Origin of the sequence: Mesorhizobium maamorense, from assembly GCF_044998965.1 — a bacterium.
Lineage (GTDB): Bacteria > Pseudomonadota > Alphaproteobacteria > Rhizobiales > Rhizobiaceae > Mesorhizobium.
The window spans coordinates 5,277,966-5,303,233 of sequence record NZ_CP173356.1 but is presented as its reverse complement, the minus strand read 5'-3'; the positions used below and the strand labels follow the sequence as shown (position 1 = coordinate 5,303,233).

17 protein-coding genes are annotated in these 25,268 nt (G+C 64.9%); 8 read left to right on the top strand and 9 right to left on the bottom strand.

All coding sequences use genetic code 11. The features are described 5' to 3' along the window. The first annotated feature begins 131 nt into the window (after positions 1-131). Positions 132-4,964, top strand: a complete 4,833-nt coding sequence (locus tag ACIU1A_RS26490; RefSeq protein WP_404925638.1) for an NAD-glutamate dehydrogenase — start codon at positions 132-134, stop codon at positions 4,962-4,964. Positions 4,965-5,216: 252 nt separating this feature from the next. Beyond that, positions 5,217-6,593 (top strand): MFS transporter, encoded by a 1,377-nt coding sequence (locus tag ACIU1A_RS26485; protein WP_140518061.1) that lies wholly within the window; start codon positions 5,217-5,219, stop codon positions 6,591-6,593. 139 nt (positions 6,594-6,732) lie between these two features. On the opposite strand, the gene purH is transcribed toward ACIU1A_RS26485, so the two are convergent. The 4 genes from purH to htpX form a co-directional block, all read right to left on the bottom strand. Continuing rightward, positions 6,733-8,349 (bottom strand): bifunctional phosphoribosylaminoimidazolecarboxamide formyltransferase/IMP cyclohydrolase, encoded by a 1,617-nt coding sequence (gene purH, locus ACIU1A_RS26480; protein ID WP_404925637.1) that lies wholly within the window; start codon positions 8,347-8,349, stop codon positions 6,733-6,735. A 90-nt stretch (positions 8,350-8,439) separates the two neighbouring features. Continuing rightward, positions 8,440-10,164, bottom strand: coding sequence for a heparinase II/III family protein (locus ACIU1A_RS26475; RefSeq protein WP_140518222.1), 1,725 nt, complete (start codon positions 10,162-10,164; stop codon positions 8,440-8,442). A 250-nt stretch (positions 10,165-10,414) separates the two neighbouring features. Further along, a complete protein-coding gene (locus ACIU1A_RS26470; RefSeq protein WP_404925636.1) occupies positions 10,415-11,797 on the bottom strand; it encodes an RsmB/NOP family class I SAM-dependent RNA methyltransferase in 1,383 nt (460 codons plus the stop codon). Beyond that, complete coding sequence (gene htpX / locus ACIU1A_RS26465; RefSeq protein ID WP_404925635.1) at positions 11,794-12,807, bottom strand: zinc metalloprotease HtpX; 1,014 nt, start codon at positions 12,805-12,807, stop codon at positions 11,794-11,796. Before htpX ends, ACIU1A_RS26470 begins: the two co-directional genes overlap by 4 nt. A 118-nt stretch (positions 12,808-12,925) precedes the next feature. Between htpX and ACIU1A_RS26460 the strand changes: the two genes are divergently transcribed. After that, on the top strand, positions 12,926-13,144 hold the full coding sequence (locus tag ACIU1A_RS26460) for a DUF1674 domain-containing protein (protein ID WP_140518225.1): 219 nt from the start codon (positions 12,926-12,928) through the stop codon (positions 13,142-13,144). Positions 13,145-13,204: 60 nt separating this feature from the next. Here ACIU1A_RS26460 and ACIU1A_RS26455 read toward each other — a convergent pair whose 3' ends face one another. After that, positions 13,205-13,879 (bottom strand): HAD-IA family hydrolase, encoded by a 675-nt coding sequence (locus ACIU1A_RS26455; protein WP_140662791.1) that lies wholly within the window; start codon positions 13,877-13,879, stop codon positions 13,205-13,207. A 181-nt stretch (positions 13,880-14,060) separates the two neighbouring features. Between ACIU1A_RS26455 and ACIU1A_RS26450 the strand changes: the two genes are divergently transcribed. From ACIU1A_RS26450 to ACIU1A_RS26440, 3 genes are all read left to right on the top strand, one after another. Then, entirely contained in the window at positions 14,061-14,930 is an 870-nt protein-coding gene (locus tag ACIU1A_RS26450) for a transglutaminase family protein (RefSeq protein ID WP_140524987.1), read from the top strand. A 287-nt stretch (positions 14,931-15,217) separates the two neighbouring features. Further along, on the top strand, positions 15,218-16,696 hold the full coding sequence (locus ACIU1A_RS26445) for a pilus assembly protein TadG-related protein (protein WP_404925634.1): 1,479 nt from the start codon (positions 15,218-15,220) through the stop codon (positions 16,694-16,696). Positions 16,697-17,063: 367 nt separating this feature from the next. Next, the gene (locus ACIU1A_RS26440; protein ID WP_404925633.1) at positions 17,064-18,326 is read left to right on the top strand and encodes a class I SAM-dependent methyltransferase; all 1,263 of its coding nucleotides are present in this window, start codon (positions 17,064-17,066) and stop codon (positions 18,324-18,326) included. 1 nt (position 18,327) lies between these two features. Here ACIU1A_RS26440 and ACIU1A_RS26435 read toward each other — a convergent pair whose 3' ends face one another. Next, entirely contained in the window at positions 18,328-19,068 is a 741-nt protein-coding gene (locus tag ACIU1A_RS26435; protein WP_140624946.1) for an MOSC domain-containing protein, read from the bottom strand. A gap of 8 nt (positions 19,069-19,076) precedes the next feature. After that, positions 19,077-21,032 carry an acetate--CoA ligase gene (acs, locus tag ACIU1A_RS26430; RefSeq protein ID WP_140518231.1) on the bottom strand — a complete coding sequence of 652 codons (1,956 nt, stop codon included), beginning with the start codon at positions 21,030-21,032 and terminating at the stop codon, positions 19,077-19,079. Between the two features lie 304 nt (positions 21,033-21,336). Here acs and ACIU1A_RS26425 point away from each other — a divergent pair, with 304 nt between their 5' ends. Next, positions 21,337-21,609, top strand: a complete 273-nt coding sequence (locus tag ACIU1A_RS26425) for an usg protein (RefSeq protein WP_140492921.1) — start codon at positions 21,337-21,339, stop codon at positions 21,607-21,609. A 231-nt stretch (positions 21,610-21,840) separates the two neighbouring features. On the opposite strand, the gene ACIU1A_RS26420 is transcribed toward ACIU1A_RS26425, so the two are convergent. Both ACIU1A_RS26420 and ACIU1A_RS26415 read right to left on the bottom strand, forming a co-directional pair. Continuing rightward, entirely contained in the window at positions 21,841-22,875 is a 1,035-nt protein-coding gene (locus ACIU1A_RS26420) for an aldo/keto reductase (protein WP_404925632.1), read from the bottom strand. 58 nt (positions 22,876-22,933) lie between these two features. Beyond that, positions 22,934-24,115: an MFS transporter gene (locus tag ACIU1A_RS26415; RefSeq protein ID WP_404925631.1), complete on the bottom strand. Its 1,182-nt coding sequence runs from the start codon at positions 24,113-24,115 to the stop codon at positions 22,934-22,936. A gap of 124 nt (positions 24,116-24,239) precedes the next feature. Between ACIU1A_RS26415 and ACIU1A_RS26410 the strand changes: the two genes are divergently transcribed. Continuing rightward, positions 24,240-25,145 carry a LysR family transcriptional regulator gene (locus tag ACIU1A_RS26410; RefSeq protein ID WP_404925630.1) on the top strand — a complete coding sequence of 302 codons (906 nt, stop codon included), beginning with the start codon at positions 24,240-24,242 and terminating at the stop codon, positions 25,143-25,145. Positions 25,146-25,268 lie beyond the last annotated feature (123 nt).

The following is a 25,268-nucleotide window of genomic DNA, read 5'->3' as shown; positions in this document are numbered from 1 at the left end:
TTCCTCCTCGTTTGTCGCCGGCTGCCGCCGAATTGCGATAATTCTTGGCACGCCGTCAAACCTTTGTCGCCAAATAGCGGTCATCTGCTACAGATGTCCGCAAAAGCATACGACGGGAGGAAAGAAGCGTCATGGCCAGCGTGAAATCGGCAAGCAGGTCGAAGAAGAAAGCCACGGCGATGCCGAAGACGCAGGAAAGGCCAGCCAGGCTCGCCGACTACCTGCTCGCCCGCGCGCCGGCGGAAGACATTGCCGCCTATGAGGTGGCCGACCTCGAACGCGCCGCGGATCTCGCCGGCCGCGCGGTCGCCGGTCACAAGAAGGGCGCGTGCGCCGTCGCCGTCGACACCGATTCCGGCGTCGTTCGCGAGGGCCGACCCGTCACGATCGTCACCGTCGTCAACGACAATATGCCTTTCCTGTTCGATTCCATACTCGGCGAGATCACCGAGAGTGCCGGCGAGCCGACCCTGGTCACCCATCCCGTCATCACCGTCCGCCATGGCAAGGACGGCGTCGAGGAAATTCTCGGCGACGGCAATTTCGCCAGGGACGACGGCAGCCACGACCGGCTGAGCGTCATCCATGTCCATATTCCCCGGCTGACCCCGGAGCAGGCGAACGGCTTGGCAGAGCGGCTGCGCAAGATACTCGGCCAGGTCCATTCAGCCGTCAGCGACTGGAAGCCGATGCTGGCCCGCCTCGACCAGGCGATCTCGGAATTCCGCTATTCGGCGGTACCCCTGGACAAGAAGAGCGTGGCCGAGGCGATCGCCTTCCTGGAGTGGCTGCGCGACGACAATTTCACTTTCCTCGGCATGCGCGAATTCACATATGTCGGCGGCGAGGAAAGCGGCACGCTGGAGCGTGCCGACAAGCCTGGCCTGGGCATATTGTCCGACCTGGACGTGCTGGTGCTGCGGCGCGGCACCGAAGCGGTGACGACAACGCCGGAGATTCGAGCCTTCCTGCATGGGCCGGAGCCGCTGATCGTCACCAAGGCCAATGCCAAGTCTTCCGTGCACCGGCGCATCTATCTCGATTATATCGGCATCAAGACCTACACCGCCAAGGGCGCGCTGGCGGGCGAACTGCGCATTGTCGGCCTGTTCACGTCGACCGCCTACACGCGCTCGGTGATGAAGATCCCCTATCTCAGGTCGAAGGCCGAAACCGTCATCGCCAAATCCGGTTTCGACCGGCACGACCATTCCGGCAAGGCGCTGATCAACGTGCTGGAGAGCTATCCGCGCGACGAGCTGTTCCAGGTGCCGGTGCCCATCCTGAGGAAGCATGCCGCGGCCATTCTGGGCCTCGTCGAGAGGCCGCGCGTGCGGGCACTGGTGCGCGCCGACCAGTTCGACCGCTTCGTCTCCATTCTCGTCTTCGTGCCGCGCGACCGTTACGACAGCGTCGTGCGCGAGAAGGTCGGCACCTACCTCAAGACGGTGTTCGAAGGCCGGCTGTCGGCCTACTACCCGGCCTTCCCGGAAGGCGGGCTGGCGCGTGTGCATTTCATCATCGGCCGCTCCGGCGGCAAGACGCCGAAGGTCGAACAGGCGACGATCGAGGCGGCGATCCGCGACATCGTGCGCACCTGGGAGGATGCCCTTTCCGAGGCGGCGGAAACCAGCGGCAGCGACCCGGCGCTGAAGAGGATCGCGGCACGATTTCCGGAAAGCTACCGGGACTCCTTCAGCGCCGGTGTGGCGCTGGTCGATGCCGGGCGTATCGCCAAGATCAGCGCCAGCAATCCGATCGCCATCGATTACTATCGCCATGCCGAGCAGAAGCCGCATCAGGCGGCGCTGAAAATCTATCACCATGGCAGCCCGGTGGCGCTGTCGCGGCGCGTGCCGGTGCTGGAAAACATCGGTTTCCGCGTCATCAGCGAGCGCACCTTCGAGGTCGGCGACGACAAGGCCGGGAATAGCGGCCAGCCCGGCATGATCGATAGTGATCAGCCCGGCACCGTGTTCATCCACGACATGGAGCTGGAGAACGGCTACGGAAAGCCGATCGACCTCAGCAATGGCGGCGCGCTGTTCGAGGACGCATTCCTGTCGGTGTGGCGCGGCGACGTCGACAATGACGGCTACAACGGCCTTGCCCAGACCGCAGGCCTGTGGTCGGGCGAAATCACCATCCTGCGCGCCTATGGTCGCTATTTGCAGCAGGCCGGAATCCCGCAGAGCCAGGATTTCATCGCCGCGGCCCTCAACCGCTATCCCGAGATCGCACGCGGCCTGCACGCGCTGTTCATCGCCCGGCTCGGGCCGACGGCCGAGACGGAAGGCGTGGTGGCGGCAAAGCATCTCAAGGCCAAGATCAGGGACGCACTGGAAGACGTTCCCAACATCGATGACGACGCCATCATCCGCCGCTACCTCAATCTCATCGAAGCCTCGCTGCGCACCAATCATTTCGTTGCCGATACGAAAGCCAAGGGCCAGTCGCTGGCGATCAAACTCGATTCGCGTTCGGTCGACGGATTGCCCGAGCCGCGACCGTGGCGGGAAATCTTCGTCTACGGCTCTGAGGTCGAGGGCGTGCATCTGCGCTTCGGTCCGGTGGCGCGCGGCGGCCTGCGCTGGTCGGACCGCGCCCAGGATTACCGCACCGAGGTGCTCGGCCTGGTCAAGGCACAGCAGGTCAAGAACGCGGTCATCGTGCCGGTCGGCGCCAAGGGCGGGTTCTATCCGAAGAAGCTGCCGATGAGCGCCGGCCGCGACGCCATCTTCGAAGCCGGCACATCGGCCTACAAGAACTTCGTATCCAGCCTTTTGTCGATCACCGACAATATCGGCCTCGACGGCGTCATCCCGCCGGCCGGCGTTGTCAGGCGCGACCAGGACGATCCCTATTTCGTCGTTGCCGCCGACAAGGGCACGGCAACTTTCTCGGACACCGCCAACGCCATCAGTGAAAGCCATGGCTTCTGGCTTGACGATGCCTTCGCCAGCGGCGGTTCGGCCGGGTACGACCATAAGAAGATGGGCATCACCGCCAAGGGCGCGTGGGAGGCGGTCAAGCGGCATTTCCGCGAGATGAACCGCGACATCCAGACCACGCCCTTCTCCGTCGTCGGGGTGGGCGACATGTCGGGCGACGTGTTCGGCAACGGCATGCTGTTGTCACCGAAGACAAGGCTGATCGCAGCCTTCGACCATCGCGACATCTTCATCGATCCCGATCCCGACATGGCGGCATCGATGGCCGAGCGCCAGCGCATGTTCGCTCTTCCCCGTTCGAGCTGGCAGGACTACGACAAGAGCAAGCTCTCCGAGGGCGGCGTCATCGTCTCGCGCGGCCAGAAATCGATCACCTTGCCGGCCGCTGCTGCTGCTGCTATCGGCCTCAACAAGACGACCGCCACGCCGGTCGAGATCATGAGCGCCATCCTCAAGGCGCCCGTCGACCTCTTGTGGTTCGGCGGCATCGGCACGTATTTGCGGGCCTCGACCGAGACCAACGCCGAGGTCGGTGATCGCGCCAACGACGCCGTCCGCATCACCGCGCTCGACGTGCGCGCCAAGGTGATCGGCGAGGGCGCCAACCTCGGGGTGACGCAGCGCGCGCGCATCGAATTCGGCATGAATGGCGGGCGTTGCAATTCCGACGCCATCGACAATTCGGGCGGGGTCAACTGTTCCGACGTCGAGGTCAATATCAAGATCGCGCTGGCGTCCGCCATGCGCAAAGGGTCGTTGACCCGCCCGGCGCGCGACAAGCTTCTCGCCGAGATGACCGGCGAGGTCGGCGAGCTGGTCCTGTCCAACAACTACCAGCAGACGCTGGCGCTCTCCATCGCCCGCAAGCGCGGCCTCGCCGACATCGCCCACCAGGCCCGCTTCATGTCGGCGCTGGAAGCGCGCGGCCTGCTCGACCGCACGGTCGAGACGTTGCCTTCGCCGGCGGCCCTTGCCGAGCGCGAGGCGCGCGGCGAGCCGCTGACCAGGGCCGAGCTCGGCGTGCTGCTCGCCTATGCCAAGATCGTGCTGTTTTCCGACATCGTCGCAAGCGACGTGCCTGACGAGCCGCATTTCGACCGCGACCTGATGGGTTATTTCCCCGACCGGATGGCGAAGAAATATGCCGCCGAGATCCACGGCCATCGCCTGCGCCGCGAGATCATCGCCCGCGTCGTCGCCAATGAGCTGGTCAACCGCGGCGGTCCCTCCTTCGTCAACCGGTTGCGGGAAGCAACGGGGCGCACCGCCGCCGACGTGGTGCGCACCTTCGCCGTGGTGCGCGACGGCTTTGCCTTGCCGGCGCTTTACCGCGAGATCGACGCACTCGACAATCAGATCGACGGCCAGATGCAGCTCGATCTCTACCAGGCGGTCAGCCGGCTGATCTACGTGACCAGCGGCTGGTACTTGAAGAACGACGCCGGCACGGCGCCGCTTGCCCAGCGCATCGCCGAATTGCAGAAGGCTCGCAAGGCGCTGGAGCCGAAACTCGTTTCGCTGCTCCCCGATTATTCGCGCGAACGGATCGACGAGAAGCGGCATGGACTGGTCAAGGCCGGGGCGCCGGACAGGCTGGCAGCGCAACTGGCGCTGGCCGATGTGGCGGAGCTGATCCCCGACATCGCGCTGACGGCGCGAACGGCAGGCGCTGACATCGTCGCCGCGGCGAAGGCCTTCTTCGCGGTCAGCGACGCCTTCCGTATTCCGCGCGTCGAGGAGGCGGCCCGCTCCATCACACCGGCGGACTATTACGACCAGCTCGCCCTGTCGCGCGCCACCGACACGATCGGGACCGCGCGGCGCGGCATCGCGGTGGCGGCACTCGTGAACCACGCCGGGGCAGCCGACCCGGTGGCGGCGTGGCTGGAGGCCGGCGGGGAGAGGATCGGCCGCACCCGCGAACGGCTGCAGGCGCTGACCGAGGGCGGCGACATCACCGTGTCGCGGCTGTCGGTGGCATCGGGCCTGATGAGCGATCTGACGGGGATGTGAGCCATCGCCTGACGTACCCGTCCCAGGCGGGTGCCCTGCGAAGCAGCGGGGAGGGGCGGCGCCGGACGCCCACCCGGACCTTCGGTCCGACCTCCCACAAGGGGGAGCTAGGGTCGGCGCCCTTGCTCTCGTCGGAATGAAGGCGGGTAAGCCAAAGAACGGCCGCGCGACTCGTGTTCGTTTGCATGACCAGCGGAAAACATGCAGACATGGGGTGAACCGCCCAACGAAACGAAGGCGACCGGAGGGGACATGGCCGAAGTAGCAGTGCAGCGGGCGTCCGGGCGCGGCATCTGGGGGTGGATGTTGTTCGACTGGGCGGCGCAGCCCTTCTTCACGGTCGTCACCACCTTCATCTTCGGCCCCTATTTCGTTTCGCGCATGGCCAGCGATCCGACCACCGGCCAGGCCGTCTGGGGCTACGGCATCGCCGCGGCCGGACTGGTCATCGCCGTGCTGTCGCCGATCCTCGGTTCGATCGCCGACCAGACCGGGCCGCGCAAGCCGTGGATCGCCTTCTTCGCGGCGATCAAGATCGCCAGCCTGGCGCTGCTGTGGCTCGCCGCGCCCGGCTCGAACCTGTTCCTGATCGTGGCATTGTTCTCGCTGGCCTCGGTGGCGGCTGAATTCTCCACCGTCTTCAACGATTCCATGATGCCGCGCCTGGTGCCGAAGAGCGAGATCGGCCGCATCTCCAACATGGCCTGGGGGCTTGGCTATCTCGGCGGTATGATCGCGCTGATCTTCGTCGTGCTGTTCCTGGCCGGATCGCAGGAGACCGGCAAGACCATCATCGGCCTCGACCCGCTGTTCGGGCTGGACCCGAAGCTCGGCGAGGATGCCCGCGCCACCGGGCCGCTGTCGGCCGGCTGGTATTTCCTGTTCATCCTGCCGATGTTCCTCTTCACTCCCGATGCCATCAAAGGCATCCCGATCAAGCCTGCGGTGCGCGAAGGCCTGTCGGAGCTGAAGTCGACCTTGGTCGAGGTGCGCAGGCGCGGCGGCATCTTCCGCTTCCTCGTCGCCCGCATGATCTATCAGGACGGCGTCAATGCGCTGCTGGCGCTCGGCGGCACCTTCGCGGCCGGCATGTTCCAGTGGTCGATCACCGAGATCGGCATGTTCGGCATCATCCTCAACGTCGTCGCCATCTTCGGCTGCTGGATCGCTGCGCGGCTCGACACCGCGCTCGGCTCCAAGGCGGTGGTGATGATCGCGCTGGTCATGCTTTCGGTCGCCACCATCGGCGTCGTCTCGACCGGCCCCGGCTTCACGCTGCTCGGGCTTATCCAGCTCTCGACCACCGATTCCGGGGGCCTGTTCGGCACCGCCGCGGAAAAGGCCTACATCCTCTATGGATTGCTGATCGGGCTCGCCTTCGGGCCGGTGCAGGCGTCATCGCGGTCCTATATGGCGCGCAGCGTTACGGCGTCGGAATCCGGCCGCTATTTCGGCATCTATGCGCTGGCCGGGCGCGCGACCAGTTTCCTGGCGCCGTTCCTGGTGGCGACCATCACGGCGGTGAGCGATTCGGCGCGGCTCGGCATGGCGGTTATCATCCTGTTCCTGGCCATAGGCATGGCGATCCTGATCAGGACGCCGTATCCGGCGGACCGGGCGGCGGAGTGATTTACCCTCCCCCTTGTGGGGAGGGTCGATCCGCGAAGCGGAGCGGGGTGGGGGACGGCGCTGGCCCCACCCCGTCTCACGAGCTTTGCTTCGCAAACATCGCTCGCCGACCCTCCCCACAAGGGGGAGGGTGAGGCGCTCAATGTCTGAAGTGTCTCACGCCCGTGAACACCATGGCGATGCCATGCTCGTCGGCGGCGGCAACCACATCGTCGTCGCGCATCGAGCCGCCGGGCTGGATCACCGCCGTGGCGCCGGCCTCGATGGCCGACAGCAGGCCGTCGGCGAAGGGGAAGAAGGCGTCGGAGGCGACGACAGAGCCTTTGGTCAGCGGCTCGGCCCAGCCCGCCGCTTCCGCAGCGTCGAGTGCCTTGCGGGCAGCGATGCGCGAGGAATCGACGCGGCTCATCTGCCCGGCGCCGATGCCTACCGTGGCGCTGTCCCTTGCGTAGACGATGGCGTTCGACTTGACGTGCTTGGCGACGCGGAAGGCGAATTTCAGGTCGGCCAGTTCGGCCGGCGTCGGCGCCCGTTTCGTCACCACCTTCAGCTCGAGGTCGTCGACGACGGCGTTGTCCCTGCCCTGCACCAGCAGGCCGCCGGCGACGGATTTGACGGTTGTGCCGATCGCGCGCGGATCCGGCAGGCCGCCCGCGACCAGCAGGCGCAGGTTCTTCTTCGCGGCCACGATCGCTGCCGCCTCGTCGGTGGCGCCGGGCGCGATAATGACCTCGGTGAAGGTCTTCACGATCTCTTCGGCCGCCTCGGCGTCCAGGATGCGATTCACAGCGACAATGCCGCCATAGGCCGAGACCGGATCGCAGGCCAGTGCCCTGGCGTAGGCGGCCTTCAGCGTCGAACCCTCGGCGACGCCGCACGGGTTGGCATGCTTGATGATGGCGACGGCGGCCGAGCGCGCCGGGTCGAACTCGCCGGCCAGCTCGAAGGCGGCGTCGGTATCGTTGATGTTGTTGTAGGAAAGCTGTTTGCCCTGGAGCTGGCGCGCCGTGGCCACGCCCGGCCGCTTGTCGCCATTGACATAGAAGCCGGCGCCCTGGTGCGGGTTCTCGCCATAGCGCATCACGGTTTCCAGCCTGCCGCCGAAGGCGCGCCAGGTCGGGTGCTCGATCTCCAGCGCCTCGGCGAACCAGCCCGAGATTGCCGCGTCATAGCTGGCGGTGCGGGCAAAAGCCTTGGCCGCGAGCTTCTTGCGGAAATCCAGCGAAAGCGAGCCGATATTCATCTCCAGCGCATTGAGCACGGAGGCATAGTCGCCGGGGTCGGTGACGATGGCGACATAGGCGTGGTTCTTGGCCGAGGCGCGGATCATCGCCGGGCCGCCAATGTCGATGTTCTCGACGATCGCCGCGTAGTCGGCGCCGGAGCGGCGGACTTCCTCGAACGGATAGAGATTGCAGACGACCAGGTCGATCGGCTCGATGCCATATTTGTGCATCGCCGCGGCGTGATCGGGATCATCGCGAACGCCGAGCAGGGCGCCATGCACCGACGGGTGCAGGGTCTTGACGCGGCCATCCATGATCTCGGGAAAGCCGGTGAGCTCGGAGACGTCGCGAACCGCCAGGCCGGCATCGGCGATCGCTTTTGCCGTGCCGCCGGTCGACACCAGCTCGACGCCGGAAGCGGCGAGCGCCCTGGCGAGATCGATGAGGCCGGCCTTGTCGAAGACGGAGAGCAGCGCACGACGCACGGGAACGAGGTCGGGAGCGGGAATGTTCTTGGCGGCGACGGCCATGGGCGTGCTTTCACGGCTGGAGGGGCAGGCCCGCGCCGTATCATATGAGATCAGGAAATCAAGGCGCAAGCTCGGTCAGCGCCGGCGCGGTCAGTTGTTTTCGGGATAGCCGGCGATAGAGGTGCGGGTGAGCTGCCAGTGGACTTCGGCGATGTCGGACGGCTTGAAGGCAAGCACGATCTGCCGGCTGCGGCGCGGGCCGCCGAGACCGGCGAAGTAGATCGATTCCTCGACCTCCGGCACCATCTCGGTGCAGGTGAACACCCAGCTGTCGGCCTGCTCGGCGGTCAGCACCAGGCGGTCATGCTCGTCCTGCAAAAGGTTGATGTCGGGATGGACGTGGAAGCGCACGGTGACGAAATCGCGGCCATTGTTGCGGATCGCCGCACCTCCAGGACGCTGGAAGCGGTCCCTGCCGGTCAGCACATTGCCGTTCGAGGACAGTTTCAGCTCGCGCTCGTGCAGGAAACCGAAGCGCTGGATATAGCCGTCATGGCGGGCGATGAAGCCTTGAACGCCCTTCTGGTCGATACGCTTGCACTGCACATGCTGCGGGCCGCCGATCAAAGGCGACCCCAGAAGATCGTTGATGCGCAGCGAATGGCTGAACCGCGCCGACGAGGTGTCGTTGATGGTGGCGGTCGAATGCGCGGCGGTGGCGCGGGCCAGGGGCCGGAATTCGGCGGCGCCATAGGTGTCGATGCCGGCATTGACGATGTAATGCTGGCGGCCCGACGACAGCTCGAACGCAAGGCAGCTGGCATGGGCGGCATTGGAGACGTGGACGGGCGGCGGCAGGCCGGTGTCGGCGATGACGGTGACGCCACCCATGGACAGCCGCTCATAGCCCGAATGCGGTGCATGCAGCAGCGGCGAGCCGGCGGTGTCGTCGTGGCGCAGGATGCTGGCGATGCGGTCATGGATGGTGGCGCCCATGCCGTTGAAGCGGGCGAGGCTGCCGTCCTGGTGGCGAAAGAAGCGCAGCGCCGGCAGCATCCTGTCGATGGCGCCGATCAGGGCCTGTGGCGGCGCTTCCGCCTGGTTGGCGTAGGTCTGCCGCAGCGGCAAAAGGTCGGCGAGGATTTCCAGCACCGCCATTGGGTTGCGCGAGATGTGGCCGCCATCAGGAAGGATCTGGCGGTCCAGTTCCTCGGCGAGATTGCGGGTGGCGCCGCGCAGCGCCGATGCGGGCGCCGGCAGCGACAGGGCGGCGAAGGCGAGGGCGATGCGGGCGCGCAGCCTGTCCTTGCCGTCAGGCATTTCGCGTGCCATCGACCTGAGGTAGCGGATCTGGACGGCCAGCGATTTCAGGAAGGCGCGGTAGAACGGGAATTCAGCGCCTTGCAGCACGATCGAGGAATGCTGCAGCCAGGCGATAATGCGCTTGGCGGCCGTGCCGGGCTCCCAGGCAATGCCGGAAATGTTGTTTCCATGCGTGGCGATCCAGTCGGACACCAGCGCACGCGCATTGGCGGCGGCAAGCTCGGTGCCGGCGGCGCGCATGTGACGCAGCCAGCGAAAGCCATGCAGCGTCTTCTGCCAGCCGTAATTGGGAACGCTGATCTGGAAGGGCGACTTGCCGCCGGTCTCGACCATATGTCCCGACAAGGGATAGCGGCCATAGTAGATCTCAAGCGCGATCTGCGGGTCGGCCAGCCGCAGGTCCGGCGGCGCGATCAGCACCCGTTCGGGCGTGCGGCCGGAATAGCGCCAGCGATAAACCGGTCCGGCACGCAGGCGCCGGCGCGTTTTGCGCCAAAACTCCTTCGCGACAAGCGCCCACAGACGCGTCGTGTTGCCGGCAGCAAGTGCCAAAACCCCCTCCTGATCGTCCTCTATCCCAAGGGCAAGCTTATCTGATTCAACGATTCATGCGAAGGCGAATTCCCGCGAGCGGTGACGCTGCGCCTGGCTTGGCCGCGGATGCTCCCCAAAAAAGTCAGCAACTTCCTATGCTTAAACCCCTGAGCGGTTCAGCGCCCGATGGGCATCCATACTCCGCTCCAGATCCTTGTTCCACGCAATTCCGGACGGAGAATCGTCACGCAGCTTTCGTGGACTTGCCTTAGCTGGCGCGACGCATGCGCGCGGCGAAAAAGCCGTCGAGACCGGAACGTTGCGGCGAGCCGAGATCGAGGTCGGCAGGTGTGGTGCGCAGCGTGCCTTCCTGCGTCAGGAAGGGATCGATGCCGATGATCTCGCCGGCGCGAAGCGGGTCGGCAACGAGGCCAGGCGTCGCGGCGAGGAAGCCACGATAAAGCTCCTCGCCTTCGAGTGGGTCGAGCGAACAGTTCGAAAAGACGATCCTTCCGCCCGGCTTAACCAGGGTGACGGCGCGCGCGAGCAGCCGGCGCTGGAGATCGGCGAGCTTCTCGACATCAGCCACAGTCTTGGTCCATGGCACGTCGGGATGCCGCCGCACCGTGCCGGTCGAGGAGCAGGGCGCGTCGAGGAGGACGGCGTCGAACAGCTCGTCCGGCTCGTACTGGAGGAGGTCGGCCTGCACGATATCCGCCGACAGGCGGAGGCGTTCGAGATTCTGCGCCAGCCGCGCCAGCCGGTTCTTCGAGGTGTCGATCGCGGTGACGCGTGCGCCGGCCACGATCAATTGGGCGGTCTTGCCGCCGGGCGCGGCGCAGAGATCGGCGACGCGAAGCCCGCCGACATCACCGAGCAACCGGGCAGGCAGGCCGGCTGCGGCATCCTGGACCCACCAGGCGCCTTCGGCGAAGCCAGGCAGTTCGGTGACCGGGCCGGCAAGCTTCTCCACCCGAATCGTGCCGGTCGGCAGGGCAATGCCGCCGAGCCTTTCGGCCCAGTGCTCCGGATCGGCCTTGACCGAGAAATCGACCGGGGCCTCCTGGCGGTGGGCGGCGAGTATCCGTCCGGCCTCGTCCACGCCATAGGCGGCCTTCAAACGGTCGGAAAACCATTTCGGCGCTTCGTCGGTGGTAGCAAGGGCCTCTGGAAGTTCAGCCTCCTTGATCCGCGCGAGCGTGCGCAGCACACCGTTGACCAGGCCGGCAAAGCGCAATGTGCGGGGATCGGACTTGGCATGGGTGACGGCGAGGTCGACCGCGGCGCTGTCTGGAATGTCGAGGAACAGGATCTGCGCGGCCGCCACATGCAAAATATGCGACAGCGCGGTGGCATTGGCCGGCAGCGGTTTTTCCAGACGCCGCGCCAGCAGCCCGGCAATGGTCATGCGATAGCGCAGCGCGGTGACCAGAATGGCGCGCACAAGACCGCGATCGCGCAGATCTAGCGCCTTGTATTGCGGATGGCCGTTTTCATGGTCGGTCAGGCCGTCGAGCGGCGTTCTCGCATCGATGACAGCGGCCAGCAGGCGCGCCGCCGCCTTGCGGGCGGCAAGGCCGGCAACGAACTCGCCGTCCTTTTTGTCTTCCTGACCACCTGTGCGTCGAGGTGCTCTGCCCGCCACGCTCACGACCACGGGCCCTTGGGCCCGGTCGGATTGCGACCCCATGGATTGGATTTGGGCTCTGCCGAGGGTTCCGGCGCGGCCGGCTTGCCCCACGGTCCTGCCGATTGCGGCTCGTCGGCCTGCGGCGGCACTGGCGACTGGCGCTGCGGGGACCGCGATACACCACCGTCCATGCGCTGCGCCATCGCTTGCAGCGCGGCGATGCGGTTCTCGGTGCTCGGGTGGGTGGAGAACAGACTGTCCATGCGCTCGCCGTGCAGCGGGTTGATGATGAAGAGATGAGCCATCGCCGGGTTACGCTCGGCATCCGGATTGGGTATGCGTTCGGCGCCCCGGGCGATCTTGTCAAGCGCCGAGGCCAGCCACAGCGGGTGTCCACAGATTTCAGCGCCGCGCCGGTCGGCCTCGTATTCGCGGGTGCGGCTGACCGCCATCTGCACGATCATCGCCGCAAAGGGCGCCACGATCATCGCCGCCAGCACGCCGACAAAACCGAACGGGCTGTTGTTGTCGCGGTTGCCGCCGAGGAAGAAGGCGAAATTGCCAAGCATCGAGATGGCGCCGGCGAAGGTCGCGACGATCGTCATCGTCAAGGTGTCGCGGTGCTGGACGTGGGCGAGCTCGTGCGCCATCACCGCGGCCACTTCCTCATGCGTCAGCCGTTGCAAAAGGCCGGTGGAAGCGGCGACAGCCGCGTTCTGCGGGTTGCGGCCGGTGGCGAAGGCGTTGGGCTGCGGATTGTCGATCAGGTAGGTCCTGGGCATCGGCAGGCCTGCCTGCTCGGCCAGTGCCTGCACGATGGCGTAATATTCGGGCGCGTTCTTCTCGTCGACCTCGACGGCGCGGTTCATCGACAGCACCATCTTGTCGGCGTTCCAATAGCTGAACAGATTGGTGGCGGCGGCGATCAGGAAGGCGATCATCATGCCGCCCGTGCCGCCGATCAGGAAGCCGACGCCCATGAACAGCGCGGTCATCGCGGCAAGAAGCATGGCGGTGCGAAGTGTGTTCATCGTCTGCTCCCGTCCTGGTCGTGATGTAAGGGGGTCGATCCTCGTGGGCTCATCGCTATATGATGGGAAACGCCGGTACCCGTTTCAATCGGCCTGTTTCAATCCGCCGGAATATCGCATGAACGACGAGACCAGTAAAACACCTGCCACTGATGACGAAGCGCGGCTGAAGACGCTGACGCCCGCCGCCCGCCGCGCGCTTGAAGAGGCCGCGGCGCGGCGCGAGGACTACCGCCGCAAGGAAGCCGCGGTGCCGAAGGAAGTCGGCGGCCGCGGCGGCAAGGAGCCCGGCCGCTACGGCGACTGGGAGATCAAGGGCCTGACCAGCGATTTCTAATATGCCGGCCCAGCAAACAGCTCATTTGCCGGCAATCGGGTGTTTGATTGTCGCCAGAGCCTAGAAGGCCGCTGCCGCCGCTGGCTGCGGCTGGAGCGCGATCCAGCCGCGCTCGTCGACGGTGACGCCGATGGCGTCGTAGCCAGCGATCGCGGCATGCCGCGTCGCCAGGGGATGCCGGTGGGTGGCGTTTATGACCATGACCGCTGCGCCCGCCGCCTCGGCCGCCGTGATGCCCGCCGGGGCATCCTCGAACACGAGGCAATCGCGCGCATCGACACCGAGCCGCGTCGCGCCGAGCTGAAAGCAGTCGGGCGCCGGCTTGCCGCGTGAAACATCTTCCGCCGCGATCAGCACGGCAGGGACGGGGATGCCGGCGGCCTTCATGCGCAAGAGCGCCAGTTCGCGCGGTGCCGAGGTTACGATCGCCCAGCGCCCCGGCGGGAGCGCGTTGAGAAACGCGGCGGCGCTGGCGATCTGAACAATGCCCTCCAGATCGGCGGCTTCGGCCTTGAGCAAGAGGTCGGCCTCATGCGCCGGATCGACGCCCGGGAGCGCCAGACCGGCGATCGTCTCGATCGCCCGCACGCCATGGATCGTCGGCAGGAAGGCGGCGACGTCGAGCCCTTGCCGCCGCGCCCAGTCGCTCCACACCCGTTCGGCCGAGGCAATGGAATTGATGAGCGTGCCGTCCATGTCGAAGAGGAAGGCGGCGAATTTTCTGCCTGCGTACATGATTTTCCTTGATTTCGGGGAGGTCTTTCGAGGGAGCGCCGATGGTAACGTCCCGGCGCCGGCATTGGAAGCCGCGCGGCCACCTTTTCGGCCAGTCCCCTTTTCCGCAAGTCAGGGAACCGCGATCCGCCTCCGGCGTTTCAACTTCGCTGCTTTTCCACGACCATCGAAGGGGGACGCGATGCTGATTCGGCTCGGCTACGAAATGGCCATTGAATGCGCTGGAGCCACGCCGGTGATTTCAATGCTCGAGATCCACAGGGACAGGCAGGCCGACATCAAGCGGCAGACGCGCATGCTGACGTCGCCCGCGGTTCCGACCAGGCTCTACAGCGATTTGCATGGCAATTCGTGCCGCCGCTTTACCGCACCCGCCGGCACTTTTCGCATCCTCTACGATGCCGTGGTCGAGGACAGCGGCGAGACGGACGAGGTCAACACGCTGGCACGCGAGGTGCCGGTGGCAGAGCTGCCCGACGAGGTGCTGTTTTATCTGCTGGGCAGCCGCTATTGCGAGACCGATCACCTGAGCCAGCTCGCCTGGGAGCTTTTCGGCCGTTTGCCGTCCGGTTGGGCGAGGGTGCAGGCGATCGTCGATTACGTCCACAACCGGCTGTCCTTCGGCTATGGCTATGCCCGCTCGACCCGCACCGCGGCGCAGGCGCATGAGGAGCAGGTCGGCGTCTGCCGAGACTTCGCCCATCTGGCGATCACGCTCTGCCGCTGCATGAACATTCCGGCACGCTATGTGAATGGCTATCTCGGCGACATCGGCGTGCCGGCCGATCCGGCGCCGATGGATTTCTCGGCCTGGATGGAAGTGTTTCTCGACGGCAAGTGGTACACGTTCGACCCCCGCCACAATGTTCCGAGGATCGGCCGCATCGTCATCGCGCGCGGACGCGATGCCACCGACGTGCCGTTGCTGCACAGTTTCGGCCCGCACCGGCTCAGCCTGTTCAAGGTATGGACCTACGAACAGGAGAACAATCTGTTCAACCCGCCCTACCACGCCATCGACAGGACGGTCACCGCGCAGATGCTGGCCTGATCCGGGTTTCCATGCATCCCCTTACTGCCTCGCTCTGGCACAGGTGCGGCTGTGCCGCGGCGGGACACGGCCGCGCGCCCTGTGCCGCGACATGCAGGATCTTGGTAAGCGCTTCGTAAATGCCGCGCGAACGCAGCATTGGCGTTTACCGGCCATTCACCTTTCCATCCTTGAAAGCGAAGTAAAAACAAGAGTCTAGTCCCTGGTGCGCGGCCGCTGGCCGCGCCCGGCCGGAATCCTGCATCGATCCGCCCGGCGACGAGGCCGGGGCGAGCGGAGAGAGAACGATGCGGATTTTCGGGGGTCTTGTGGACGCGGCCGGCGACTTTGCCAGGCATCGCGGTGGGAATTTCGCCATCCTGTTCGGATTCGCCGCCTCGGTCTTGGTGCTGGGCGTCGGCTTCGCCGTCAACATCACCCAGCTCTACAACGCCAAATCGAGCCTGCAGAGCGTGGTCGACGCCGCGGTGACGTCGACGGCGCGGGACCTGACGACCGGCGTCATCAAGGAGGCCGATGCCAACAAATCGGTGCAGGCCTTCCTCGACGCCAACAGCACGGCCGGCATCCTGCAGGCCAACCAGATCGTGCTCGACAGGCTGACGGTCGACAGGACCGCCAGGACGGTGCAGGCGGAGGCCCATGCCGACGTCGCCTTCTATTTCCCGCTGTTCGGCACGCGCGACATGCAGCGCGTTCCCGCCTCGACGACAGCGCTCTATTCGGACAAGCAGATCGAGGTGGCCATGATGCTCGACATAACAGGCTCGATGGCGAAGCGGGGCAAGGTCGACAAGATCGGCGATCTGAAAGCAGCAGCGAAAAACGCCGTTCGGACGATGCTCCGGAACCAGGATCCGAAGAACCCCCGCATCCGCGTCGCGATTGTGCCTTACGCATCCGGCGTGAACGCCGGCAAGCTGGCCGAAAACGTCTATGCCGAGAAGCCAGGGAGCTCTGAGCTGCCACCCGTCGCCGGCAGTTCGCTTCTCGTCGCCAAGACGGGCAAAAATTTGCTGCCGTCCTTCAGCGACTACATCTCCATTGTCGGCGCGGCGATGCCACGCCCCGATAATTGCGCCACGGAGCGCAAGGACAAAAATGGCGACGCGGATTTAAGCGCCGACGGCCCAGATGCTGTTCGCATGGATAAGAACGGCAAGAAGTACTATGCCCTGGTCAACCGGGATGATCATCTCAATGGCGGCGGAATGAACAAGTGTCCCGATGCGGAAGTGATCCCGCTGACCGCCGATTCCGGCGCATTGCTTGGTTCGATCGACGACTTCCAGGCTGACGGTTATACCGCCGGCGCGATCGCCATTCAGTGGACCTACTATATGCTGTCGCCGCAATGGCGCGCAGCGATCAAGAATGCCGGCCTCGGCAACGGCGCCTCGGACGTCAACGCGAAGAAGATCGCCAAGGTCGCGATCCTGATGACCGATGGCCAGTTCAATACCGCCTTCGCCGGTGCCGGGGGCCGCTACAACAGCCAGGGCAATCTTGCGCGCGGCAACGCCGAAACGCTGTGCGGCAACATGAAAAATGACGGCATCGAAATTTTCACCATCGGCTTCGACCTGAACAACAAGGACATGTCGGCAACCGAGCGGGATCAGGCAAAGGCGGTGCTGAAGGACTGTTCGTCGAAAGATGCCTCCACCGCTCAAAAACACTATTTCGAGGTGTCGACCGGGGTGGAATTGGACGCCGCCTTTCAGGAAATCATCCGCAACACCGAAAAGGTCGCGCTGACGCAGTAAGCCGCACAAGGAAAAAGGCCGCCGCTTCTTTCGAAGCCGGCGGCCTTCCGTGTTTCCGTCCATGGCGCGGCTCCTGGCGGCAACCCGATGGGTCGCCCGCCGCGCATCTCGCGCCTTAACGGGAAGACTGCTTCCCGAAAGTGCAATCCGCTGAGGCCACGTTCTGGAAAACGAAATCACTCGACATCGGATCACCTCCTTTCAGTTTGTTGAACACGCACTGATGATGGGGTGCGTTGCAGCAAAAGACAAGACGCCAGATGGAAAAAGACGTTTTTCCGGCTTGGCCGCGTCCTTTCGTGCAATCGGGTTGCGGCCAGGGGTTCAAGCGGACAAGATCGGCCTACCGAATGTAGTGGGGGACGGCATGGACGCTACCGAAAGAGCAGCACGCATCGTTCGCACGGTCGTCCAGGCGCTGAAGCCGGGCTTTGCCGTCAGGCTTTGGACCGGCGAGCGCATCGGTCCGGCCGGCGGCCCGGTGCTTGCCATCAACGACCAGGACATCGTCTGGCAACTGGCCCGCCGGCCAAATTTCTCGACGCTGGTCGAGATGTGGATTTCCAAGGCGGTCGATGTGGAGGAGGGGTCGCTGTTTGACCTCTACGCGCTGCCTTCACGAGGCAAGCTGCGGTTCAAGGCGCTGCCGAAGCTCGCGATCATGCGCGACCTGCCGGCCGTGCTGTTCTCGCGAAGGCAGATGACGCAACGCGCCGACCTCGCCGGGCAAAATCCCTTTGTCAGCGGCTCCAACAAGCAGGCGATCCAGCATCATTACGACATATCGAACGCCTTCTACCGGCTCTTCCTCGACGAGCGCATGGTCTACAGCTGCGGGTATTTCAAGGATTTCGCCAATGACATCGACCAGGCCCAGGCCGACAAGCTCGAGCATATCTGCCGCAAGCTCCGGCTGAAGCCTGGCGACCGCCTGCTCGATATCGGCTGCGGCTGGGGCGCGATGCTGATCCATGCGGTGAAGCATCATGGCGTCGTCGGCCATGGCGTCTCGTTGTCGGAGGCCCAGACCGGACTCGCCCGCGAACGCATTCGGGCCGAGGGGCTGGAGGACCGGATCACAATCGAGATAAAATCCTATGCCGAGCTCACCGGAAGTTTCGACAAGATATCCTCGATCGGCATGTTCGAGCATCTGGGGCTGGCCAACCACGCCGCCTACTTCTCGACCGTCCATCGCCTGCTCAAGCCGGGCGGCATCTATCTGCATCATGCCATCACCAGGCGCAGCAAGGGCAGCATGAAGAAGACCTTGCGCAAGGGCTCGGAATACAAGGCGCTGATCAAATACATCTTCCCGGGTGGCGAGATCGACACGATCGGCATGACGTGCGGCAATCTGGAAGCACACGGCTTCCTCGTCCACGACGTCGAGAATCTACGCGAGCACTACGCCCGCACCTGCCGGCTGTGGGCAGAGCGCCTGCATGCGCGCTTCGACGAGGCCATCGCCGAAGTGGGAGAAGCCAAGGCGCGGCTGTGGCTGCTTTACCTGGCCGGCTGTTCGATCGCCTTCGATCGTGCCTCGGCGCAGATTTTCCAGACGGTCGCCACCAAGCGGACGCGGGGCCCGAGCGGCCTGCCGCCGACTCGGGCGGACCTCTGCCGGTAATTCAGGCGAATCGCATCCCGTCGCCGACCTTGACGCTGGCGGCGCGGTCGACGGTGCAGTAGACGCCGAGATTGTGCGCGTTATGACGCACCAGATTGCGCAGGATCGCCGGATCGTCGTCGAAACCGTCCTGGGCGATGATGGTGAAGCCGCAGCGGCGGCACGGCTCGGAGATGGTCAACAGCAGGTCGCCGACGGCGAGCTTCCTGCCGATCCATTCGGTTTCGGGGAAAGTGCCTTCGACCGACGCCATGTCGATGACGATGTTGGGACGAAAGCGGCGCGGGTCGGGAGTGCCTTGCGGATGCAGCGCCTTCAGGCGCGCCAGGGAGGCGGTGGTCAACAGATGGATCGGCGCCTTGCGGTAGCGCGCCTCGGTCAACGGGCCGGCATAGGCCGGCGGGGCGTTCTCCAGGCCGAACGGACGGATCGAGGCCGGAAAGCCTAGATAGTCGGAAACGGCACGGTCGCTTTCGGCGCCGGGCGCCGCCAGCCAATCTGCGCCGGGAATCGCGATCTCGAGCCTGCGGTCGCCAGTCAGCCGGGTGCGGATGCGCGGCACCTTGTGCCACTTCGGCTCGCGATCGGGACGGGCGATCTCATTGTCGGAGGCATCGACCAGGCCGAACATGCGGTCGCCCTCGATGCTCTCGGTGCCGACCGCGATCGTCTCCAGGCGTTCGCCGGCGAGCGAACTCGCCGGATAGCGCCAGAGTTCGGCAACGCTGCCTATCGCGGCCATGGCCGGTGTCAGCCTTTCTTGTTCTGGCGGTTGGCGACGAGGTCGTCGACGACGGCCGGATCGGCGAGCGTCGAGGTATCGCCAAGGGCGCCGAAATCGTCCTCGGCAATCTTGCGCAGGATGCGCCGCATGATCTTGCCCGAGCGGGTCTTGGGCAGGCCGGGTGCGAACTGGATCTTGTCGGGCGTGGCAATGGCGCCGATCTCCTTGCGGACATGGGCGAGGAGCTCCTTGCGCAAGTCCTCGCTCGGCGTCTCGCCGGCCATCAGCGTGACGTAGCAGTAGATGCCCTGGCCCTTGATGTCGTGGGGATAACCGACGACGGCGGCTTCCGAAACCTTGTCGTGGCTGACCAATGCGGATTCGACCTCGGCCGTGCCCATGCGGTGGCCGGAGACGTTGATGACGTCATCGACCCGGCCGGTGATCCAGTAATAGCCGTCGGCATCGCGGCGGCAGCCGTCGCCGGTGAAGTACTTGCCCTTGTAGGTCGAAAAATAGGTCTGCACGAAGCGGTCGTGATCGCCATAGACGGTGCGCATCTGGCCGGGCCATGACTCGGTGATGCATAGATTGCCGTCGGCGGCTCCTTCAAGCACCTTGCCCTCGCCGTCGACCAGTTGCGGCTTGACACCGAAGAAGGGCCGCGTGGCCGAGCCAGCCTTGAGGTCGGTGGCGCCCGGCAGCGGCGTGATCATGATGCCGCCGGTCTCGGTCTGCCACCAGGTGTCGACGATCGGCACCTTGGCGTTGCCGACGACGTTGAAATACCACTCCCAGGCCTCCGGATTGATCGGTTCGCCGACCGACCCCAGCACGCGCAGCGATTTGCGCGACGCCTTTTTCACATGATTGTCGCCGGCGCCCATCAGGGCGCGCAGCGCCGTCGGCGCGGTGTAGAAGATGTTGACCTGATGCTTGTCGATGACTTCCCAGAAGCGCGACTGCGAGGGGTAGTTGGGCACGCCCTCGAACATCAGCGTGGTGGCGCCGTTGGCGAGCGGCCCGTAGACGATGTAGCTGTGGCCGGTGACCCAGCCGACATCGGCGGTGCACCAGTAGATGTCGCCATCATGATAGTCGAAGACATATTGGTGCGTCATCGAGACGTAGACGAGATAACCCGCCGTGGTGTGCAGCACGCCTTTCGGCTTGCCGGTCGAACCCGACGTATAGAGGATGAACAGCGGATCCTCCGCCTTCATCTTCTCCGGCTTGCACTCAGCCTTAACGGTCGCGGCCTCTTCGTGGTACCAGACGTCGCGGCCCGGCGCCCAGCCGATCTTGCCGCCGGTGCGGCGGACCACCACTACCTTTTCGACCCTGGTACCGGCTTTTGCCGCGATCTCGATCGCCTTGTCGGTGTTCTCCTTCAACGGGATCGGCTTGCCGCCGCGCAGGCCCTCGTCAGCGGTGATGACGATGGTCGACTTGCAATCGTCGATGCGGCCGGCGAGCGCGTCGGGCGAAAAGCCGCCGAAGACGACCGAGTGGATGGCGCCGATACGCGTGCAGGCGAGCATCGCATAGGCCGCTTCCGGGATCATGGGCATATAGAGGGTGACGCGGTCGCCCTTCTTGACGCCGTGCTTCTTCAGCACGTTGGCGAAGCGGCAGACATGCGCATAGAGCTCATTGTAGGTGATCTTGCGGTCGTCGTAGGGGTTGTCGCCTTCCCAGATGATGGCGGTCTGGTCGCCGCGCTTCTTCAGGTGGCGGTCGATGCAGTTGTAGGAAACATTGGTCTGGCCGTCCTCGAACCATTTGATGGAGACCTTGCCGTCGAAGGAGGCGTTCCTGACCTTGGAGAAGGGTTTGAACCAGTCGATGCGCTTGCCGTGCTTGCTCCAGAACCTGTCCGGATTCTTCACGCTGTCGGCGTACCATTTGAGATAGGTGTCGTTGTCGATCAGCGCATTCTTCTTCCAGGCCGGCTGAACGCGGTGGACATGAACCTCGGACATTTCCTGCTTTTCCTCCCGAAACTAACGCCGGCTTGAACCGCCAGCGGGATCGCGGCGACGCGGCCGCGAATTCGCGCGCATTATTAACAGTTCCGCGATGACGGCAACATTAGACGTTGGGTTTGCGCGGCGGGATGCCGCACATGGGTCCGCGGCTGCTGTCAGCACTTGCACCGGACCGCTGCTAACTTCATGTTTTCGCGTGCTAAAGCCGGTTTCGATCAAGAAAAAATCAATAGACGGTTAAGCAACCGCGCGCACAATCCATTGTTGGGAGGAAGGAGAATCAACCCGGGGAGCAAAAATGCGCGACCAGCTTGAAATGGACCTGATGCTGCGTGGCTATGGCCTGACTACGGCCAATATCCTTTATCATTTCCCAGACCATCCGCATCTGTTGCAGAGCTTCATATGGCAGGACTACGACATCGCGCCGAAGTTTCCGGTGCTGATCCGCTTCATCGAGTTCTGGAAGACCAAGCTCGAGGGGCCGCTGCATTCGGTCAGCTACACGCACCAGAAGCTCATCGCGCCCAACGAGTGGCGCAAGGTCGACGGCGAATTCGTGCTGCATTAGGGGCCGCTGCTCCGAGGCCGTAAGGTCGGCACTCTACGGCGCCCCCCTCTGTCCTGCCGGACATCTCCCCCACGTGGGGGAGATCGGCAGCTTTGCTAACAGCGCCATCCCTTCACGTTGGAAATTGGCGAAAGCCGAGGTGACATCCAATCTCCCCCCGTGGGGGAGATGTCCGGCAGGACAGAGGCGGGCGCCGCCCCGCTAATCTTCGGCTCTAGCGGTCGGACACGCTCAAACCGCCGGCGGGCTCAGCCGGGCGAAGGCCTCTTGGCGGCGGTAGGGAAAATAAGGGTAGGGCGCGGTGACCTCGCTTGCCGCATCGAGCTTCCCGATCTGCTCCGGCGTCAACGTCCAGCCGACGGCGCCGAGGTTCTGGCGCAACTGCTCCTCGTTGCGGGCGCCGATGATGACGGACGACACGGTCGGGCGCTGCAACAGCCAGTTGATGGCGATCTGCGGCACGGTCCTGCCTGTCTCCTGCGCCACCGCATCGAGGGCCTCCATGACCCGGTAGAGATGCTCGTCCTCGACCGGCGGTCCGAAGCTCGCGGTGTCGTGCAGCCGGCTTTTGTCGGGCAATGGCTGGCCGCGACGGATCTTGCCGGTCAGGCGGCCCCAGCCGAGCGGGCTCCAGACCAGCGCGCCGACGCCCTGGTCGAGGCCAAGCGGCATCAGCTCCCATTCATAGTCGCGGCCGACCAGCGAATAGTAGACCTGATGCGCGACATAGCGCGGATAGCCGTGCCTGTCGGCCAGCCCGAGCGATTTCATCACCTGCCAGCCGGAGAAATTGGAGACCCCGACATAGCGCAATTTGCCGGCGCGCACGAGGCCGTCCAGCGTCGATAGCACTTCCTCGATCGGCGTGCCGGCATCGAAGGCGTGCAGTTGCAACAGGTCGATGTAATCGGTGCCGAGCCGCTTCAGCGCGGCGTCGACGGCCTTGATCAGCCGCGAACGCGAGGAACCATAGTCGGCCGGCCCGTCGCCCATAGGCAGCGAGGTCTTGGTCGAGATCAGCACGGCATCGCGCCGGCCCTTGATCGCCTCGCCGAGCACCTCTTCCGAGGCGCCGTTCGAATAGACATCGGCGGTGTCGAACAGATTGACGCCGGCCTCGAGGCAGATGTCGACCAGCCGCCGCGCTTCCCTGGCGTCGCTGTTGCCCCATGCGCCGAACAGCGGGCCGGAACCGCCGAAGGTTCCCGCTCCGAACGAGAGCACCGGCACCTTCGGGCCCGATGCGCCAAGATTTCGATAGTCCATTTTCTTACTCCTCGTGATTTTGAAAGAAGTCGAATCGATCCGGCTTTGCCGGCGAGCTTCACGACCGGACGCAGACAGGCGCGCCGAGCGCGGTGCCGCGATCGAGACGCAGGGCCAGTCCCGCCACGGCGAGTGCCGCGACCGGCAGCAGCGCGGCGACCCAGGTGAGCGAACCCAGGCCAAGACCTTGGGCAATGACCGCGCTGCCGAGCCAAGCGCCGGCGGCGTTGCCGAGGTTGAAGGCGGCGATGTTGAAGGACGAGGCGAGGCTCTGGCCAGCACCTTGGGCCTTTTCCAGCACCCACATCTGCAAAGGCGCCACGGTGGCGAAGGCGGCGGCGCCCAGCAGGCCGACATAGATCACGGCCAACACCTGGCTGTGGATAGCAAAGCTCATGGTCGCCAGAACCAGGGCGAGCACCACTAGGCTGCCGAGCACCGCCGGCACCAGCCAGCGGTCGGCGATCTTGCCGCCGGCGATATTGCCGGCGATGAGGCCGCCGCCGAAGACGAGCAGGATCGGCGAAACGGCCGCTTCCTGGAAGCCGCTGATCTCGGTCAGCAACGGGGCGATGTAGGTGAAGACGGCGAAGACGCCGGCATAGCCGAGAACGGTGGTGGCGAAGCCGAGCAGGACGGGCGTACGGCGCAGCACGGCGAGATCGGCGCGCAGGTCGCTCTTCTCGGGAGCTGTCCGATTGCGCGGCACCAGTGCCAGGATGACGGCAAAGGCCGCGAGACCGACCGCGGTCACCGCCCAGAAGGTGGCGCGCCAGCCGAAAGCCTGGCCGAGCCAGGTGCCGAAGGGAACGCCGAGAATGTTGGCGATGGTCAGGCCGGTGAACATGAGCGCGATCGCCGACGCCTTCTTGTTAGGCGCGACCAATCCGGTGGCGACCACCGAGCCGACGCCGAAGAAGGTGCCATGGGCAAAGGCGGTGATGACGCGCGCGCCCATCAACGTCCAATAATCAGGCGCCAGCGCACAGGCCAGATTGCCAATGGTGAAGATCGCCATCAGCGCCAGAAGCACCGTCTTGCGCGGCCAGTTGCCGGTGGCGATCGTCAGCAGAGGTGCTCCGATGACGACGCCCAGCGCATAGCCGGAAATCAGTTGGCCGGCGGCCGAGATCGAGACGCCGAGATCTTTGCTGACGTCGATGAGCAGGCCCATGATGACGAATTCGGTGACGCCGATGCCGAAGGCGCCGGCGGCGAGAGCATAGAGAGCGAGAGGCATGATGTTTCCACTTCGGCGGTGACGGGCGCCCTGTCCAGGCCGCGCCCCGACCGGGAAGATCGTGTGGCCATGCGATGTGAACCAGACTTGCTCCAGGCATACTTTCTGTGAAATAGATTCACAGATGGCGAGATCCGACATCAACCGTTCCGGCGAGATCGAAGTGTTTGTGCGCGTCGTCGAGGCGGGCAGCTTTTCGGCGGCGGCACGTGCCTTGCGCATGACCCCGTCCGCGGTGAGCAAATTGATCGCGCGGCTGGAGGCCAGGCTCGGCGCGCGGCTGGTCACCCGCTCGACGCGCAAGCTGCAACTGACGCCGGAAGGCACTGCTTTCTACGACAGCGGCATGCGCATCCTCGCCGACATGGACGCGGCCGAGCACGAGGCGGCCGCCGGGGCGGCGCCGCGCGGCCGGTTGAGGGTCAACAGCTACGTGCCGTTCGGCCACCACCGGCTGATGTCGCTGCTGCCTCGGTTTCTGGAGCGTTATCCCGAGATTTCCGTCGACGCCGTGCTGACAGACAGCGTGATCGACCTTTTGGAGGAGCGCGCCGATGTGGCGATACGCGCTGGACCCTTGCGCGAGTCACGGCTGGTAGCGCGCAAACTGGGGCAGAGCCGGATGGTGCTGGTCGCGGCACCCTCCTATGTCGAAGCGCGTGGGACGCCGCGCACGCTGGCCGATCTCGGGCGTCACAATATGCTGGCCTTCGGCTTTGCGCGGCATATAGACGGCTGGCCTTTTGTCGATGCGGCAGGTGCGCCGGTCATCGTCCCGGTTGTCGGAAACGCAACGCTGACCGACGGCGAGGCGATGCGGCGGATTGCGCTGGCGGGAGGCGGAATCGCTCGGCTGGCGCGCTGGCATGTCCAGCCGGACATCGACGCCGGGGCATTCGTCCCGTTGCTGGAGGAATTCAACCCAGGCGATGAGGAGGCCACCCATGCCGTCTATGTCGGCCAGGGCAAGCATCTGCCTGCGCGGGTGCGGGCTTTTCTCGATTTTCTCTCGGAGGCCGTTCGCCTCTAGAGCAGTTCACCGTTTCATGGAAACGGCGAACCGCTCTAACTCTTTGTTTTGACGCAATTCTGGACAGAAAACCGCACACACTTTTCTTGGAATTGCTCTAACTGAGAAGCCGCGTACCTAAGG

What these genes read in the sequence shown, in the direction of transcription:
- ACIU1A_RS26490 (WP_404925638.1), top strand. Translation starts at nt 132, where the DNA reads ATGGCCAGCGTGAAATCGGCAAGCAGGTCGAAGAAGAAAGCCACGGCG.
- ACIU1A_RS26485 (WP_140518061.1), top strand. Translation starts at nt 5,217, where the DNA reads ATGGCCGAAGTAGCAGTGCAGCGGGCGTCCGGGCGCGGCATCTGGGGG.
- purH (WP_404925637.1), bottom strand. Translation starts at nt 8,349, where the DNA reads ATGGCCGTCGCCGCCAAGAACATTCCCGCTCCCGACCTCGTTCCCGTG.
- htpX (WP_404925635.1), bottom strand. Translation starts at nt 12,807, where the DNA reads ATGAACACACTTCGCACCGCCATGCTTCTTGCCGCGATGACCGCGCTG.
- ACIU1A_RS26460 (WP_140518225.1), top strand. Translation starts at nt 12,926, where the DNA reads ATGAACGACGAGACCAGTAAAACACCTGCCACTGATGACGAAGCGCGG.
- ACIU1A_RS26455 (WP_140662791.1), bottom strand. Translation starts at nt 13,879, where the DNA reads ATGTACGCAGGCAGAAAATTCGCCGCCTTCCTCTTCGACATGGACGGC.
- ACIU1A_RS26450 (WP_140524987.1), top strand. Translation starts at nt 14,061, where the DNA reads ATGCTGATTCGGCTCGGCTACGAAATGGCCATTGAATGCGCTGGAGCC.
- ACIU1A_RS26445 (WP_404925634.1), top strand. Translation starts at nt 15,218, where the DNA reads ATGCGGATTTTCGGGGGTCTTGTGGACGCGGCCGGCGACTTTGCCAGG.
- ACIU1A_RS26440 (WP_404925633.1), top strand. Translation starts at nt 17,064, where the DNA reads ATGGACGCTACCGAAAGAGCAGCACGCATCGTTCGCACGGTCGTCCAG.
- ACIU1A_RS26435 (WP_140624946.1), bottom strand. Translation starts at nt 19,068, where the DNA reads ATGGCCGCGATAGGCAGCGTTGCCGAACTCTGGCGCTATCCGGCGAGT.
- acs (WP_140518231.1), bottom strand. Translation starts at nt 21,032, where the DNA reads ATGTCCGAGGTTCATGTCCACCGCGTTCAGCCGGCCTGGAAGAAGAAT.
- ACIU1A_RS26425 (WP_140492921.1), top strand. Translation starts at nt 21,337, where the DNA reads ATGCGCGACCAGCTTGAAATGGACCTGATGCTGCGTGGCTATGGCCTG.
- ACIU1A_RS26420 (WP_404925632.1), bottom strand. Translation starts at nt 22,875, where the DNA reads ATGGACTATCGAAATCTTGGCGCATCGGGCCCGAAGGTGCCGGTGCTC.
- ACIU1A_RS26415 (WP_404925631.1), bottom strand. Translation starts at nt 24,115, where the DNA reads ATGCCTCTCGCTCTCTATGCTCTCGCCGCCGGCGCCTTCGGCATCGGC.
- ACIU1A_RS26410 (WP_404925630.1), top strand. Translation starts at nt 24,240, where the DNA reads ATGGCGAGATCCGACATCAACCGTTCCGGCGAGATCGAAGTGTTTGTG.